The organism is Vibrio artabrorum, from assembly GCF_024347295.1.
GTDB lineage: Bacteria > Pseudomonadota > Gammaproteobacteria > Enterobacterales > Vibrionaceae > Vibrio > Vibrio artabrorum.
Genome location: NZ_AP025458.1, coordinates 2547329 through 2563301, shown reverse-complemented (window position 1 = coordinate 2563301; position 15973 = coordinate 2547329). Strand labels below are relative to the sequence as shown.

11 protein-coding genes and 2 pseudogenes are annotated in these 15973 nt (G+C 43.6%); 11 read left to right on the top strand and 2 right to left on the bottom strand.

The features are described from left to right. The first annotated feature begins 12 nt into the window (after window positions 1-12). The 4 genes from surE to rpoS all read left to right on the top strand — a co-directional run bounded on the left by surE (window position 13) and on the right by rpoS (window position 3399). Window positions 13-756 (top strand): 5'/3'-nucleotidase SurE, encoded by a 744-nt coding sequence (gene surE / locus OCU36_RS11425; protein ID WP_261838105.1) that lies wholly within the window; start codon window positions 13-15, stop codon window positions 754-756. Then, window positions 757-1383, top strand: coding sequence for a protein-L-isoaspartate(D-aspartate) O-methyltransferase (locus tag OCU36_RS11420; RefSeq protein WP_261838104.1), 627 nt, complete (start codon window positions 757-759; stop codon window positions 1381-1383). A gap of 34 nt (window positions 1384-1417) precedes the next feature. Then, window positions 1418-2320: a murein hydrolase activator NlpD gene (nlpD, locus tag OCU36_RS11415; protein WP_261838103.1), complete on the top strand. Its 903-nt coding sequence runs from the start codon at window positions 1418-1420 to the stop codon at window positions 2318-2320. Window positions 2321-2418: 98 nt separating this feature from the next. Then, entirely contained in the window at window positions 2419-3399 is a 981-nt protein-coding gene (gene rpoS, locus OCU36_RS11410; protein ID WP_261838102.1) for an RNA polymerase sigma factor RpoS, read from the top strand. Between the two features lie 149 nt (window positions 3400-3548). On the opposite strand, the gene mutS is transcribed toward rpoS, so the two are convergent. Beyond that, window positions 3549-6134, bottom strand: a complete 2586-nt coding sequence (mutS, locus tag OCU36_RS11405) for a DNA mismatch repair protein MutS (protein ID WP_390207001.1) — start codon at window positions 6132-6134, stop codon at window positions 3549-3551. 174 nt (window positions 6135-6308) lie between these two features. On the opposite strand from mutS, the gene OCU36_RS11400 reads away from it, so the two are divergent. Beyond that, window positions 6309-7643 (top strand): tyrosine-type recombinase/integrase, encoded by a 1335-nt coding sequence (locus OCU36_RS11400; protein WP_261838101.1) that lies wholly within the window; start codon window positions 6309-6311, stop codon window positions 7641-7643. A 107-nt stretch (window positions 7644-7750) separates the two neighbouring features. On the opposite strand, the gene OCU36_RS11395 is transcribed toward OCU36_RS11400, so the two are convergent. Continuing rightward, a complete protein-coding gene (locus tag OCU36_RS11395; RefSeq protein ID WP_132980899.1) occupies window positions 7751-8929 on the bottom strand; it encodes a hypothetical protein in 1179 nt (392 codons plus the stop codon). A 737-nt stretch (window positions 8930-9666) separates the two neighbouring features. Here OCU36_RS11395 and OCU36_RS11390 point away from each other — a divergent pair. The 6 genes and pseudogenes from OCU36_RS11390 (at window position 9667) to OCU36_RS11365 (ending at window position 15952) form a co-directional block, all read left to right on the top strand. Next, window positions 9667-10347, top strand: coding sequence for an inovirus Gp2 family protein (locus OCU36_RS11390; RefSeq protein WP_132980898.1), 681 nt, complete (start codon window positions 9667-9669; stop codon window positions 10345-10347). Between the two features lie 118 nt (window positions 10348-10465). Continuing rightward, window positions 10466-11168 (top strand): annotated as a pseudogene (locus OCU36_RS11385) (inovirus Gp2 family protein); the annotation flags it as partial. Next, a complete protein-coding gene (locus tag OCU36_RS11380; RefSeq protein ID WP_261838099.1) occupies window positions 11138-11737 on the top strand; it encodes an inovirus Gp2 family protein in 600 nt (199 codons plus the stop codon). The pseudogene OCU36_RS11385 and the gene OCU36_RS11380, both read left to right, overlap by 31 nt. 69 nt (window positions 11738-11806) lie before the next feature. After that, complete coding sequence (locus OCU36_RS11375; protein ID WP_017090816.1) at window positions 11807-11992, top strand: AlpA family transcriptional regulator; 186 nt, start codon at window positions 11807-11809, stop codon at window positions 11990-11992. 80 nt (window positions 11993-12072) lie between these two features. Beyond that, a pseudogene (locus tag OCU36_RS11370) lies at window positions 12073-12321 on the top strand (RNase H family protein); the annotation flags it as partial. A gap of 202 nt (window positions 12322-12523) precedes the next feature. Further along, window positions 12524-15952, top strand: coding sequence for a DUF5107 domain-containing protein (locus OCU36_RS11365; protein ID WP_132980896.1), 3429 nt, complete (start codon window positions 12524-12526; stop codon window positions 15950-15952). Window positions 15953-15973 lie beyond the last annotated feature (21 nt).

Here is a 15973-nt window from a genome sequence, read left to right as displayed (position 1 = left end):
AAAGGATACAAGATGAAGATTTTACTCAGCAATGATGATGGTGTGCACGCTCAAGGTATTCATGAGTTGGCGAATGAGCTACGTGATCTTGCTGAAGTTATCATTGTGGCCCCTGACCGTAATCACTCGGGTGCGTCAAATTCATTAACTTTAGAGCAGCCTCTGCGTGTTCAAGCGATTGCTGAAAATACCTATTCAGTACAAGGAACGCCGACCGACTGTGTGCATTTTGCGTTAAACGAACTGCTAAAGAATGATATGCCTGATCTGGTTTTAACGGGCATTAATCACGGTGCTAACTTGGGTGATGACGTGCTTTATTCGGGTACAGTAGCAGCCGCAATGGAAGGTCACTTTCTTGGTGTTCAATCGGTCGCGTTTTCTCTGGTGGGAAAAAAACATTTTAAGACAGCGGCAGCGATTGCTCGTCGTATTGTCGAACAACATTTAGCAAATCCAATCCCGACCAATCGCTTGTTAAACGTAAACGTTCCTGATTTAGCCTTAGAACAACTGTCCGGTACTCAGGTGACTCGCCTAGGTGCTCGTCACCACGCTGAAGATATGATTAAGCAAAAAGACCCGCGTGGTCATGATATCTATTGGCTCGGCCCTCCGGGTAAAGAGCAAGATGCCGGTGAAGGCACCGATTTTTACGCGATTGAGCATGGCTTTGTGTCGGTAACACCGTTACAGGTTGATCTGACGGCACATGAGTCGCTGGGTGCGATGGCAACATGGTTAGGGGAGAAGTAAGTGAGTAATCCGCACGCTGAGCGTTTAATTACTTTTCTGATTGAAAATGGTATTCAGGATCAAAAGGTTCTTGATGCGATCTATCAACTGCCGAGAGAGCGCTTTTTATCACAAGCGATGTATCACCAAGCCTATGATAATAATGCGCTTCCTATCGGACATGGGCAGACAATCTCTCAGCCGTATATTGTTGCTAAAATGACGGCGTTACTTGAATTGAAACAAGAGAGTCATGTGTTAGAAATTGGTACTGGTTCAGGTTATCAAACCGCGGTATTGGCTCAACTGGTTGATCATGTTTATTCGGTTGAAAGAATAAAGTCGCTACAATGGGATGCCAAACGTAGGTTAAAGCAACTCGATTTCTACAATATTTCAACTAAGCACGGTGATGGCTGGCAAGGGTGGTCTTCAAAAGCCCCTTTTGATGCGATTATTGTCACCGCGGCTGCAGAGTCGATCCCTCAAGCACTTCTGCAACAGTTGAAAGATGGCGGCCGTTTATTAATTCCAGTCGGTGATGACGAACAACAGTTGCTGAAAATTGTTCGCCACGGCGATGAGTTTTTATCGAGTGTTATCGAAGTGGTAAGATTTGTCCCTCTTGTTCCTGGTGAGCTGGCTTAATAAAAGACTAACGGTGTAGGTGGATAGAGAGTCGATGCGTTCAAAGTTATTAAAAGGAAGTCGTTTACTACTGAGCTTGGCACTTGTCGGATGCGCAGCGCATTCACCTGCCCCCGTTTCTGGTCTCAACAAGAGTTACTCATCGATTGACCGAGGCAGTTATCGTGGCAGCTATTATGAAGTGAAAAAAGGCGATACCCTTTATTTTATCGCTTATGTCACTAATAAAGATGTTAATGACTTGGTTCGTTATAACAAGCTTTCTGCGCCTTATACTATTCACCCTGGGCAGAAGCTTAATTTATGGCACCCGACTTACAATGCTCCCGCATATGGTAAGTCGACGGTCGCGGTTGCAGCAGTTACTACTCCTATTCACGGAACAACAGCAAGTAAATCTAAAACGACTGTACAAAAGAATAAAACGTCTAAACCATCCCCAGCTCAAGCTAAGACAGGTGCGGTTAAAAAACACCCACCAAAGAAGGTTGAACAATCTAAATCAAAAGTGTATGTTAGTTCTAAAGGTAAACAAAATGTTAAACCACCTGCCAAGCCAGCAAGTGATAAAATATCCAAATGGTTATGGCCAACGAAAGGGAGAGTCATCAAGAATTTCTCTGTAGGTGAACAAGGAAATAAAGGCATAGACATAGCAGGACAGCGAGGTCAGCCAATAGTATCTACTGCAGGGGGAACGGTTGTTTATTCGGGTAATGCACTACGAGGTTACGGCAATCTAGTGATTGTGAAGCACAATGATAATTACTTAAGTGCATACGCGCATAACGATCGACTATTAGTATCTGAAGGGCAAAGTGTGAAACCAGGGCAGAAGATTGCAACAATGGGAAGCTCTGGAGCCAGCAGTGTTCGGCTGCACTTTGAGATTCGTTACCAAGGTAAATCCGTTAATCCAAAACGATATTTACCTTAAATACAATATGCAAAAATTACGTATTGTATGGAGTGACATAGTCATTTAGCGACATATGAAGTTGTAATGTCATGCTAATTTCGCCAGGGGGAGGCGTTATGAGTATAAGCAATGCAGTAACCAAACAAGAGTTTGACCTTGACCAAGCAACCACGGAACCGGCAAAACTTGGGAAAGCCAAACGAACAGTCACTAAGAAAACCGAAGCGAAAGAAGACGCTGAAGTTACGTCTAAAAGTTTAGATGCCACTCAACTCTACTTAGGCGAAATCGGTTTCTCACCACTGCTAACCGCTGAAGAAGAAGTGCTTTATGCACGTAGAGCTTTACGCGGTGATGAAGCCGCACGTAAACGCATGATCGAAAGTAATCTGCGTTTGGTAGTCAAAATTTCACGCCGTTATAGTAACCGAGGCCTTGCACTTCTTGATCTTATTGAAGAAGGTAACTTAGGTTTAATTCGCGCCGTTGAGAAATTTGATCCTGAGCGTGGCTTCCGCTTTTCGACTTACGCGACATGGTGGATCCGTCAAACCATCGAACGTGCTTTAATGAATCAGACTCGCACTATCCGTTTACCAATCCATGTTGTGAAAGAGCTGAACATTTACTTGCGTACCGCAAGAGAGTTATCTCAAAAACTTGACCATGAACCAACCGCTGAAGAGATCGCTTTTAAACTGGATAAGCCGGTGGGTGATGTCAGTAAGATGCTCCGTTTAAACGAAAGAGTGAGCTCTGTAGATACGCCAATTGGTGGTGATGGTGAGAAAGCGCTACTCGATATTATTCCAGACGTTAACAACTCTGATCCTGAGGTTTCTACTCAAGATAGCGATATTAAAAATTCGTTGATTTTTTGGCTTGATGAGCTTAACCCTAAGCAGAAAGAGGTGCTTGCACGTCGCTTTGGATTACTGGGCTATGAGCCATCAACATTAGAAGAAGTTGGTCGTGAAATCAGCCTGACTCGCGAACGTGTTCGTCAAATCCAAGTCGAAGGTCTGCGTCGCCTACGTGAGATTTTAATCAAGCAAGGTCTGAATATGGAAAATCTGTTCAACGTAGAAAATGACTAAATGAACGAATGATCTTTCTTTGAATGGAAGGCAAATAAAAACGCTGACTTTAAGTCAGCGTTTTTTTGTTCGTGGCTTTGGGTATTGTATGCCGCTTAATCAAAAAGATAGCACAAAACGGCAACAAGCGACTTGGAAAGGAAAAGGGACTAAAGCAGTTTCTTCAAGCGGTAAAGTTCTTCTAATGCTTGGCGAGGAGTCAGATCATCAGGATCAACATTCGCTAGTGCCTGTTCCACTTCACTCGGCTCTGGGATCAGGCTCAGTTGGTTTGCGATATCAACGCCGCTTGGCTTTGAGGTTTGAGAGTCGATACTCAATGCTTCTAACTGAGTTAGCTTAGCACGAGCGTTTTTGATCACCGCTTTCGGTACGCCGGCTAATCCAGCTACCGCTAGGCCGTAAGATTTACTTGCCGCGCCTTCTTGAACTGCGTGCATAAAGGCAATGCTGTCGCCGTGTTCAACGGCGTCCAAATGCACGTTGGCCAGTGTTGGAAGCTGGTTTGGTAACTCGGTTAGTTCAAAATAGTGCGTGGCAAACAACGTCATCGCATTGATCTGATTTGCTAGCCATTCTGCGCTTGCCCAAGCCAGAGACAGGCCATCATAAGTACTGGTGCCGCGACCAATCTCATCCATTAACACAAGACTATTAGGCGTTGCATTGTGCAGAATATTTGCGGTTTCTGTCATCTCTACCATGAAGGTAGAGCGACCTGAAGCCAAATCATCGGATGCGCCAATACGCGTAAAGATGCGGTCTATCGAACCAATGGTCGCGCTTTCTGCTGGTACATAACAACCGATATGAGCCATTAGTGCAATGAGCGCAGTCTGACGCATGTAGGTCGACTTACCCCCCATGTTTGGACCCGTGATGATCAGCATTTTACGTTGATCATTAAGGTCAATAGGGTTCGCAATAAAAGGTTCATCCATCACCTGTTCAACCACTGGGTGACGCCCCGCCTGAATGTGTACGCCAGCAGACTCTGTCATTGTTGGGCGACAGTAATCCAACGTATCAGCACGTTCAGCCAAGTTTTGTAGCACATCAAGCTGTGATACGGAAGAAGCGATGTTTTGCAGTCGCTCTAGATAAGGGAGTAGCAGATCAAACAACTCTTCCCACAACTGCTTCTCGATAGCCAGCGCTTTCGACTTAGAGTTAAGCACTTTATCTTCGTGCTCTTTTAGCTCAGGAATGATGTAACGTTCGGCGTTTTTCAGCGTTTGGCGGCGAACATAGTGTGGCGGCACAAGATGACTCTGCCCGCGGCTGACTTGAATAAAGAAACCGTGTACGTTGTTGTAGCCGACTTTTAATGTGTCGATACCGTGACGTTCACGTTCTTCTTTTTCAAGCTTATCCAGAAACTCGGTAGCACCTGCTGCTAGGTCACGCCATTCATCTAATTCTGCATTGTAGCCTTCTGCTATTACGCCACCATCGCGAATCACCACCGGTGGGTTCTCTTTGATTGCACGCTCAAGCAGCTCAGAAACCTCATCCACAGGAGAAGCATATTGAGCAAGTTGAGTTAGGTACGGGTGCTTCAGCTGGGTCAGTGTTTCAGCAAGCTCTGGCAAATATTCCATGGCTTGGCGAAGACGTGCCATATCGCGAGGGCGAGCAGAACGAAGTGCTAATCGAGCAAGAATACGTTCGATATCACCAATCTGCTTTAAGGTTGGCTGTAACTCTGTGAATAGAGCCAAATCTTTCATTTCACCAATCGCATCTAGGCGCTGATCGAGTGCAGAGATATTACGTATTGGTTGATGTAACCAGCGCTTAAGCATGCGGCTACCCATAGCTGTCGCAGTATGATCAAGTACTTCGGCAAGGGTGTTATCAGTACCACCACCAAGATTTTGGGTGATCTCTAGATTGCGTCGAGTAGCCGCATCAAGGATCACCGAGTGATCTTGTTTATCCATCGTTAGTGAGCGGATGTGTGGAAGAGCCGTACGTTGGGTGTCTTTTACATATTGAATCAAACAACCAGCCGCGCATAACCCAAGTTTTGCACCTTCAACGCCAAAGCCGACAAGATCACGAGTGCCAAACTGTTGGTTGAGCTGTTGCTTTGCTGTCTCTAATTCAAATTCCCATACCGGGCGGCGGCGGTTACCATTACGGCTTGCCATTAGATTTACGGGCTCGAAATCTTCAGGGAACAGTAGCTCACGCGGTGAGGTTCTTTGTAGCTCTGCCGCCATCGCTTCTTCGGTTGTCGGTTCGCATAGCTGGAATCTGCCGGAAGTAATATCCAGAGTCGCGTAACCAAACTGACCATTGTGGTGGTAAATAGCAGCAATCAGGTTATCAACACGCTCAGAAAGTAACGCTTCGTCAGTGACGGTTCCTGGGGTCACGATGCGTACAACAGCGCGATCCACCGGGCCTTTTGAAGTGGCTGGATTGCCGATCTGCTCACAAATCGCTACGGACTCGCCTAGCTGCACTAACTTTGCAAGGTACCCTTCAACAGCATGGTATGGAACGCCAGCCATAGGAATAGGCTCACCATTTGATGAACCACGCTTAGTCAGCGAAATATCGAGGAGTTGAGAGGCTTTTTTTGCATCATCGTAGAAAAGCTCGTAGAAATCTCCCATGCGGTAGAACAGCAAAATATCTGGATTTTCTGCTTTGAGTTTTAGGTACTGCTGCATCATAGGTGTATGCGCTGCTTTTATGTCTTTGTTTTTAGTGGTTTCTTTTTGCATTAAGTTACTTTAAATCAATGAGTTATGAATTTTTGGGATCTTCAACAAGTCCCACTAAGTATCAAAGGATTTCACTACAGCGCGATCATTAGTGTAGGTAAAAGTATAGTTTTTTTATTTCTTATACTAGATAATACAATCGCCGCACAATATTGCGATAAGGGACCCCGATAAATGGCTGAGAAGAAGAATATCAAATCTATAACGAATAAGACAATTGAGGCGCTAACGGTTAAGAAAGGTGTCTTGTCTGATACTGGAGAAAACCGAGGGCTAAGAATAGCCCGTGGAAAGACGGGCAGGAAAACTTTTACCTATCGTTATAGAAGCCCAGAGTCAGGTGGTAAACTTGTACAGATTAAGCTAGGTACCTTCCCTGATATGTCACTTGAGCAAGCTCGCATTAAGCTTCGTGAAATGAAGGCCATAAGAGAGCGGGGAATATGTCCAAAGGCTGACTTAGAAAGGCAAGAACAAGAGCGGCGTAAGTTATTAAAGACTGAGCGTGTTAATAGCATTACTCTCAAAGATGTGATCGATCATTATTTAGAAAATTATATTCAAGACAGATTGACTTCTTCTGGTGGAGTGATCTCAGGAGCTCGTAAGGCAAAAGGACAAAAAGAAGTTAGACGAACCTTGTATGTTGATATTGTCGCTCTTCTTGGAGATAGATCTGTTATGGAGGTCGGCAAAAGTGACATCACGAATTTAATTCAAGGGATCATTGATAGAGGTGCGCCAGTACAAGCAGGCTCTGTGTTACGAGAGCTATCCAGTGCCTATGAGTATGCTATTGGTATGGATTATCTCCCTGAAAACTTTGTCAATCCAGCGCTGTTGGCTATTAATAAGTTTAAGAAGAGTAAGATTAAGCTGACTAATAATAAAGGTAAGAGAGTGTTAGACCATTCTGAGTTATCTAGATTTATCAAATGGCTGCCGAATTCGAGTTTTTCTAAAAATATAAGAGGTATTCTCCGAATGACGCTGTGGACAGGCTGTCGTACTGGAGAGGTTTGCGACTTAGAGTGGCAGCAGATTGATTTTGATAAGAACACCATTTATTTAACTGAAACAAAAAATGGTAACTCTCGTTATGTTCAGCTGCCTTCTCAAGCTGTTCAGTGGTTACGTAAGTGGAAAGATGTTAAATCATACCCTCAATCTATCTATGTTTTTTCTACTTCTAAAGGAAGTTCTCACGTAGTTCAAAAACAACTAACTCAGTATACGTGGCGAATGCGTAGAGATGGATTAATGATTGATATGCCGCTTTGGACTCCTCACGATTTACGACGAACAGTACGAACGGAATTAGCACGTATGGGGTGCCCAACGGGAGTTGCTGAAGCAGTATTGGGGCATAGTGTTAAAGGCATTGAGGGAACATATAATTTGCACCGCTATGAGGCTGAGTGTCGAGAGTGGCTACAGCGCTGGGCTGATGAGTTAGACTCGATAGTAAACGTTAAGGCTAATATTGTTCAGTTTCCCGAAGTGGTATAATGTCGTAGGGTAAAGAGGGAGATGCCTATATTTCTCCCTTTACCGCTATAAGTTTTAACCTTGAGGGCTGCTCTGCTCGTTGCCATTTGCATCTGACATTTAAATGGTTAATCTTCTTTCGTCTTTTTCAGACTCTTATATTCTTGCCTGATTATTTTATTGAGAGCTTGTTTGATTTTTGATGGATACTTTGATTCAGTGATACCGATAAGCATATCCCATTGCTTTTGAGAAAAGGTTAGAGTGAAGTCTTTGCACTCACTCTTGTCTAAGGAAAACTTATCTCCTATCAGTTTGAACCGATCTTCAAATTCTTCTTTCGTCGTCGTCGTATAGAGGATGTCAAGAAATGAGATAATGCAGTATTGCCTAATGGTAGGGTTTTCAACTGGCGGATAAAATCGAAGGATACTGTATTGTTTAATAAGTCTTTCGTAGGTTTTGTTAATCAGCTCACTACTATCATTTTTCATAATGCCTCGAGATGCAGGCACTTTGCCATAACATTGCTGATAGAGCCGCTTAGCTTGCGTGATGAAACGTATGTTTTCAGAACGATATGCTTCTTTTGTAAAAGCAATAGTATGGAAGTGATCAATCATTTTTTCTATAGCATTCGGGTCATTTACCGGGTCATAGTGTTCTATTGGCCTTAAGGCTTCTATGTATGGTTCATACTCCTTTTGGATCTTAGTTATTTCTTCTTTATCTTTTACTATAAGTTTGTCGACTAGCTGATCAACCAGCTCAGGATCGCAGGCTTTTCCTTCACGCTCCCTATCCTTAACAATTCTTTTCCGTTTAATATCACGCAGCTTACTTTCCCGTGTTTGGTGTCCAATAGAGTTAAATTTAGGCCAAAAAACCTGACCTATATAAATTTTTGAATAACGGTTGCTTGTTATCAGTATGTTGCTTTTTATGGATAGTTTAATTAGTGAGTAAAGAAAAAAATCCGCCCTTGTACTGTTGAGCCAAGATATATAGAAATTTGGAATTATGCATTTTTTTGCTATGTAGAGTAGGTCATTCAAGAGTGTTTGTAGCTGCTCCTTCACATCAAGACTGAAACTTCCGTTCTCTAACACTTCTGTTTCAATGTCTAGTTTTTCAGCAACAATTTCAGTGAAGTGATGCTTGAGACCGCGCTGTTGCATAACAGATAAGTCATAGCCATTTAATAAATGATTGTTTTGTTTGAAGTATAGGTAGCTTATGTAAAAGCGAAGCTGAGTGTTATCAGCCGTATCTCGCACAAGGGTAAATCGATAGCTAGGACCTTTCATAAGTCATGCACTCTCGTAGGCATTTTCGAAAGAAATACATTATATTTTTCAGTTGAAAATTACAAATTATAGACAAGAAAAATCGAAATATTTCGGCAAGAATTTTCATTGATTGAGATGGGATGGGCGCTATACTTGATCGTGGTACTATAAGGTTTTTTTTAAGAAGTTCTACATTTTGGTGTTTTGTATTAAAGTAATCTATTGTTATTTCTTCTATGAAAAAATTTGTTTGAACGTGCAACTGAGAAGTGCTGTCTTGCAAAAATTAGTGCTGCTTTCTTTTGGTATAAACTCAAACGTTAAGGGAGCACGTCATCCAACTTCTCAAATGAAAACACGAAATAGAGATGGTAGGAATGAATCAGTTTGATTAGTTGATGAAGGAGCGTTATTCAGCTAACCCGGAGTGTTAAATGAGCCTATCACCTTTGTTTGTATTCAGTTGTCATCATGTAACTTGAAAGCGAAGGGGTATTTCATTCCTATAAAAATGCACCATCAGTTGTTGATTATTTGTATGCTTGTTGTTGGTTTGAATAGTGTGAAAGCCTAATTGAAACGCTTTAAACCTTGATCGGGGGAAGAAGGATATGTCTGTCTGGTTAGTATTATTACTGTCACATACCTACTTATACCTATCACACATCACTGAGTCACCCCTAGTGACTCACAGTACACAATAAAAAATAACGACACAGACCTATCTATGAACCTAAATACAGGAGTAGATAAGAATGAATGTACGTTCTCGCAAAAACAAAAATCTCAGACTCACTACCAAGCCAACCTTTTTGGGTAGACCTATCCAGACCGAGCACGGTCCACTCTACATCGACTACTTAGAAAAAATGTACGATACGGTTGATCTCGCATTAGACGAGTATCCTCGGCTAATGGCTATTCGTGTGGATTTGAGGTTTCCCAAGCTAAGGAAAAACGAAAAGAGCGGTAATGTGATGACTGACTTTCTACGCTCATTACAGTCACAAATTGATCACTCGGGCAAACGAAAGAAAAGAGAAGGGAGCGTTAGAGTGCATCCCTGCAAAGTGCGGATTGCTTGGGTAAGAGAGCGTTCTAGCTCGATAAACGACCACTACCACCTAGTGCTCATGTTCAACAAAGATAGGTTTAACTGGTTAGGGAAAACTCAAGCGCAACAGGAGAACTTAGGCTCTTTTATCGTAGAGGCATGGGCTAGGGTCGCTGGTGTCGACTACGAAGAAGCCAATGGACTGGTTCATTTTTCAAAGAGAAGGAATAGCGACAGCGTGGTCATTCACCGCTTGAATAGTAACTCAGAAGACTTTGACGATGCGTTTGACGAGTTCTTTAAGCACATTAGCTATTTAGCCAAAGAAGACACGAAGCACTTTGGTAGCGGTAGGCGCAATTTCGGCCATAGTCACAAGTAGCTAAAAAATTACGGTAGTGACAGTTCCTGTGGGATTAACAACAAACCACAGGAGCTAGAATGCCAAACCAGCTTAACGCCACTCAACATTACTCAGAAGTGTCTAACTACCTCACCGTCACTCATTTAATGGAAAGCCACTCTACTACCAAGAGGGTGGTCTTATCCTTGAGTATTTGGCGGATATCGATCAAGTACTGACTGAAGCACTAAATCAATATCCGAGACTCTTTGCTGTTCACCTCCACCTCAATCTACCGAGTCACTTCAGGGACGATTACCTAACGGTGTTTGCCCATTTCTTTCGTACTTTAGAATCGGAGACTAATGAACTCTGTAAGGACAAATACACCAATAACACCTATCAACATCCACAAACGGTGATCCGCTATATCTGGACGAGGGAGTGTGACTCCACTAGCCAGTATCATCTTATCTTGCTCTTTGATCGAGAGCTCTTCCAAAGCTTAGGAACAGGTCGAGATAGTTGGGGGCGTTTTCTCTACAAAAAAGTAAGAAAGACATGGGATAGGGTGATGGAAGCTCACTCTAACCAACGATGCTCAGGGTTAGCGTATTCCCCTAACAATGAAGGCTTTGAGCTTTTCTCCGACACAGAAACGTTCCCGTTACAGCTAAACGAGTTCTTCTATCGAATGAGTCGTCTCGCGAAGCCCACCACCAAACACGGCGATAACCGTAGTACGAGTTTTGGTTGCAGTCGTCGTTAACCTAAAAAATCACACCACAAGCAGTACTTATGTCATTCAACTAGTCATAGGTACTGTCTCATGCCCCACACTCCCCATACACCAGCAATAACCCATTCCACCACCTTTAACGATTATCCCGTGATCTACAGTGAGCACGGGCTGTATGAATCCGCCCTTACGAGTATGACCAACCTCTTTGAACAGGCACTAGAGCAGTTTGAGTTCACGTTAGTCATGCATTTGGGGCTATACCTTCCTAAAGACCACCCAGACACCGATTTAACCGTCATCAATGACTACATCCACCAGCTTAAAAAGAAACTCAATACAGACTCACTCTATTACTCGTGGCGTAAGCGAGCCGATAAATCCCCCTCACACAATTACCAAGTCATACTCTTGCTTGATTACAACCAGTACTTTGGCTCCGCTATCTGTTGGGATAAACGTAATCAATTAGCCAACCACCTTAAAGAGGCATGGCAAGAGGCTGTACAGAGCCACTACGAAGGCAAAGAGCGTTCATTGGTATTATTTAACGACCGAGGTAACTACGGCTTAGGGACGCGCTGTAAGATCAAAAATAGCGTAGTAAAGAACAGTGTATTTCACCGCATGAGCCGTCTAGCTGAGGTATGGGAAGAAGAGCATCACAGTTTTGGTTCTAGCGAGGATTAACCCCACCGCACTTTTTTACAGCAGTGGCTTATCTCATGGGTATATACAAAATACAGGAGACCATTCCCAATGAGATTTCTAAAGTTAAAAGAAGTGATGGAAAAAACTGCTTTAAGTCGTTCAGCGATTTACCGAAAAATGAATAACGGTAACTTTCCATTATCAGTCAATCTTGGAGATAGAGCTGTTGCTTGGGTTGATGGTGAGATTGATGATTGGATGGAATCATGCTTGGGATTACGAGAGATCCAATAATAATCCAAGTAGCAGAAAGCATACTGACCACATCAACAGGGAGCCCACGAAGGCTCCCTTTTCAATTAGAGAGAAATAAAATGAGTTATTCAATTTACATTGGCGCGGCACCGAACAATCAACACGGATGCACACAGGGTGGGATTGGTATTCCAGCCTTTAATGAGGACGGTGAGGTAGAGTATCAAGATAGCATCACTATCAGACGCAGTACTACCAATGCAGAATTAGAGCTAATGGCCTTAATCGAAGGTTTAGAGTATGCGCAGGATGGTGATGTCATCTACTCAGACAGTGATTTTTGTGTGAAGGGTTATAACGGTTGGTTAGGTAACAATATAAGTTCAGGAAGAGGTCAGACTAACCTCTTTTTTATGTGCTTATATTTATAAAAACAAATTCGTCTAATAGTCACATTTACAACTAAACACTGTTTAGTAAAGCCCGTGATTGCTTCATACATTCAGCTAATAAAACATCCCTTACACTGCTTATAACTTAATCATAACAGCTTATAGGTGGTTATAAGTCATGAGTACTAATGCAAAAGCTTGGGTTGAACAGGTTGTTCTTCCTACTTACCCAACGGGCAAGGTGGATCCCAATCCGCTGTTTTTAGAGAACCGTGTTTATCAAGGTTCATCGGGTTCCGTTTATCCTTACGGTGTAATTGATAGCATTACGGATCAAAAAGTCGATCAAATTTATCAAGCGGTATATATCGAAAATGATTATATCAAAGTCATGCTACTGCCAGAACTTGGTGGGCGCATTCACCGTGCGTATGACAAGGTAAAAGGCCGTGATTTTGTGTACTACAACGAAGTGATTAAACCCGCTCTGGTTGGTTTATTAGGGCCGTGGATTTCTGGTGGTATCGAATTTAACTGGCCGCAACACCACCGTCCGACGACCTTTATGTCGACTGATTTCACCATTGAACATCATGATGATGGCGCTGTGACGGTGTGGATGGGCGAAGTTGAGCACATGTACGGTTTGCAAATCATGGCAGGCTTTAAGGTTTACCCAAACAAAGCTCTGATTGAGATCACGGGGAAAGTCTACAATGGTAATGAAACGCCCCGTCAATTCTTATGGTGGTCGAATCCCGCAGTTAAAGGTGGTGACGATCATCAAAGTATCTTCCCGCCAGATGTCACCGCAGTATACGATCACGGTAAGCGCGATGTCTCTAATTTCCCAATCGCTACGGGCGAATATTACAAGGTGGATTACTCGCCTGGTACCGATATCTCGCGTTATAAAAATCTGCCTGTACCGACGTCTTACATGGCAGATAAATCGGCTTACGACTTTGTGGGCGCATACAGCCACAACGAACAGGGCGGTTTGCTTCATGTTGCCAATCACCATGTTTCTCCGGGTAAAAAACAATGGACATGGGGTAACTGCGATTTCGGTATTGCATGGGATCGTCAACTCACCGATACCAATGGCCCTTACATTGAATTAATGACAGGTGTGTTTACCGACAACCAACCCGACTTTACATGGATCGATAGCCATGAAGAGAAGGTGTTTGTTCAACACTTCTTGCCATACAGTTATCTTGGTAATGTGCATAACGCCAATACTGACGTGGCGATAAAACTTGAACGCTCAAATGGCAAGCTAGAGTGGGCAGTTTATGCCATTGCGGAAATCACTGATTACACTATGGTGATTTCAGACGGCAAGAATACAGTGTACGAAACGTCATTAACCATGATGCCGGGTGATACTCGCCAAGGGACGTGCTTACCTGATGGTCAATGTGTCAGTCTTGTCGGTCAGAGCGAACTCACAACAACTAACCGCTTCACCATGACGGTCACTTCTGCAGATGGTTTTAGCACTCTGTCTTATAGTGAACATGTCGCTTCAGCAGATGAAATAACACCAGATCCCGCCACGTCACCTGCATTACCTGCTGACGTTGACAGTGTCGAAGACTTGTATTTCATCGGCCAGCACCTTCAGCAATACCATCATGCAACGCGAAGCCCAGTTGATTATTACAAGGAGGCGTTAAAGCGCGATCCGAACCATTACCAAACCAATGTGGCAATGGCATCGTTGGCGTATGAAGGTGCCGATTACTCCGCAACACTTGCTTACACCAATGCTGCATTGGCACGAGCTCATCAACTCAATAAGAATCCGCTGTGTGGCAAAGCGAGCTACTTGCGTGGTTGTGCAAATGAGAAATTAGGCTTTTTAGATCAGGCGTTTAGCGATGTCTTCAAGGCTACATGGAGTGCGAACTGCCGTGATACAGGATTTTTCGCCGCCGCCCGTATTGCGACTAAGCAATCTCGTTGGGGGGAAGCGCTGGATTATACGAACCGTGCTTTACAGCTTAACGGCATGCATTATCAAGCTGCGACACTGAAAGCATACTTGCTGATCACGCTGAACCGTGCCAGCGAAGCGGCTGCTTTTATTAAAGCACAAAAAGTGATTCAGCCGCTGGGGTATGGGTTGGCTTTCGAGAAATACCAACTCAGTCAATCAACCTCCGATTTAGCGTCATTCAAGCATTTAATGAACGGACGTGAAGCCAATGCGATCCATCTGGTGAATTTCTATTTATCGATCGGTGCAACAGATAGTGCAAAAGTCGTATTAGCTCAGAGTGATAGCCAAGGAGCGATGACTTATATTTACCAAGCTTATTTATCTGATGAACACACTAGCGCCGACACTGATCTAAAAACTGACGTTAAAACAAGTGTCACAACTTGGTTAGACTCGGCGGCAGAAACCTTCGCTGATAACGTGTTATTCCCCAATACCTTGACAGAAATTGGTGTGCTGGATGCCTTCCCCAATCATTATTTTACTCAGTATTTGTTGGGTTGCTTCTTTTACGCCAAGCGTAATTATTCTCGCGCCGTACACCACTGGGAAAAGGTCTTATGCCTAAATCCTGACTATGCGCCGGTATTACGTAACTTGTCGGTTTATGCATACAACAAATGCAAAGATTCACAGAAAGCGATTGATTTGATGTCGCGTGCGTTTGCCCTTTCGTCTGACGATGCTCGTATTTTGTACGAGTTAGATTTCCTTTATCAAGCTGTAGCGACCGAGCCTACAACGCGAATAGATCTTTTGCAATCGCACTTAGAGGTGGTTGCCAGACGGGATGATTTAACCGCAGAACTGCTCAACTTATACAATATCACAGGGCAGTTAGAGCAGGCTGCTGAGTGTTTAGCAACGAGACAATTTCACCCGTGGGAAGGAGGAGAAGGACGCATTACAGGTCAGTTTGTCGTGAACAAATTACGCACCGCTCTTGGCTTAATAAACCAACAAGCATATACCGAGGCAATTGAATGTTTACAAGGTGCGCTGCATTACCCACATAACTTGGGTGAAGGGCGTTTAGTTGGGCAAACCGATAACGATCTGTATTACTACCTAGGTTATTGCTACCAAAAGCTAGATCAACATCAACTGGCTGCTCAACATTTCAAGTGTGCTACACAGGGTAAACAAGAAATAGGGCAAAGCCGTTATTATAACGACCAACCTGCTGATTACTTGTTCTATCAAGCCGCAGCACTGTATCAGTTGGGTGATACTGAAAAAGCGGTTTCATTATATGAAAATATGGTGGCGTGGGCTGAAGCGGAAGCTGACACACTCGTTGAGACGGACTTCTTCGCGGTATCACTGCCTGCTTTGATTGTGTTTGACGGTGATTTACAGGCCGAGCATCAACAGCATTGCTTATTCGTAAAAACAATGGGGCAGCTAGGGTTGGCGTTGATAACCGAGCAGGGCAATCATATTGCGTATAGCGCAGAAGAACACGATACAGATAAACAATTAACGTTTGAACACACCTTGCAGGCATTGTTAACCCAATCGCCAGCACATACTAAAGCGAACTTATTTAAAGAAGTCGCGCAACATCGCTACGCCTTTGGCCGTTACGGTCAAATGTAATGGATAGGTCACCTCAGGTGA

What these genes read in the sequence shown, in the direction of transcription:
- rpoS (WP_261838102.1), top strand. Translation starts at nt 2,419, where the DNA reads ATGAGTATAAGCAATGCAGTAACCAAACAAGAGTTTGACCTTGACCAA.
- OCU36_RS11380 (WP_261838099.1), top strand. Translation starts at nt 11,138, where the DNA reads ATGCCCCACACTCCCCATACACCAGCAATAACCCATTCCACCACCTTT.
- OCU36_RS11390 (WP_132980898.1), top strand. Translation starts at nt 9,667, where the DNA reads ATGAATGTACGTTCTCGCAAAAACAAAAATCTCAGACTCACTACCAAG.
- mutS (WP_390207001.1), bottom strand. Translation starts at nt 6,134, where the DNA reads ATGCAAAAAGAAACCACTAAAAACAAAGACATAAAAGCAGCGCATACA.
- OCU36_RS11365 (WP_132980896.1), top strand. Translation starts at nt 12,524, where the DNA reads ATGAGTACTAATGCAAAAGCTTGGGTTGAACAGGTTGTTCTTCCTACT.
- OCU36_RS11395 (WP_132980899.1), bottom strand. Translation starts at nt 8,929, where the DNA reads ATGAAAGGTCCTAGCTATCGATTTACCCTTGTGCGAGATACGGCTGAT.
- nlpD (WP_261838103.1), top strand. Translation starts at nt 1,418, where the DNA reads ATGCGTTCAAAGTTATTAAAAGGAAGTCGTTTACTACTGAGCTTGGCA.
- OCU36_RS11375 (WP_017090816.1), top strand. Translation starts at nt 11,807, where the DNA reads ATGAGATTTCTAAAGTTAAAAGAAGTGATGGAAAAAACTGCTTTAAGT.
- OCU36_RS11400 (WP_261838101.1), top strand. Translation starts at nt 6,309, where the DNA reads ATGGCTGAGAAGAAGAATATCAAATCTATAACGAATAAGACAATTGAG.
- surE (WP_261838105.1), top strand. Translation starts at nt 13, where the DNA reads ATGAAGATTTTACTCAGCAATGATGATGGTGTGCACGCTCAAGGTATT.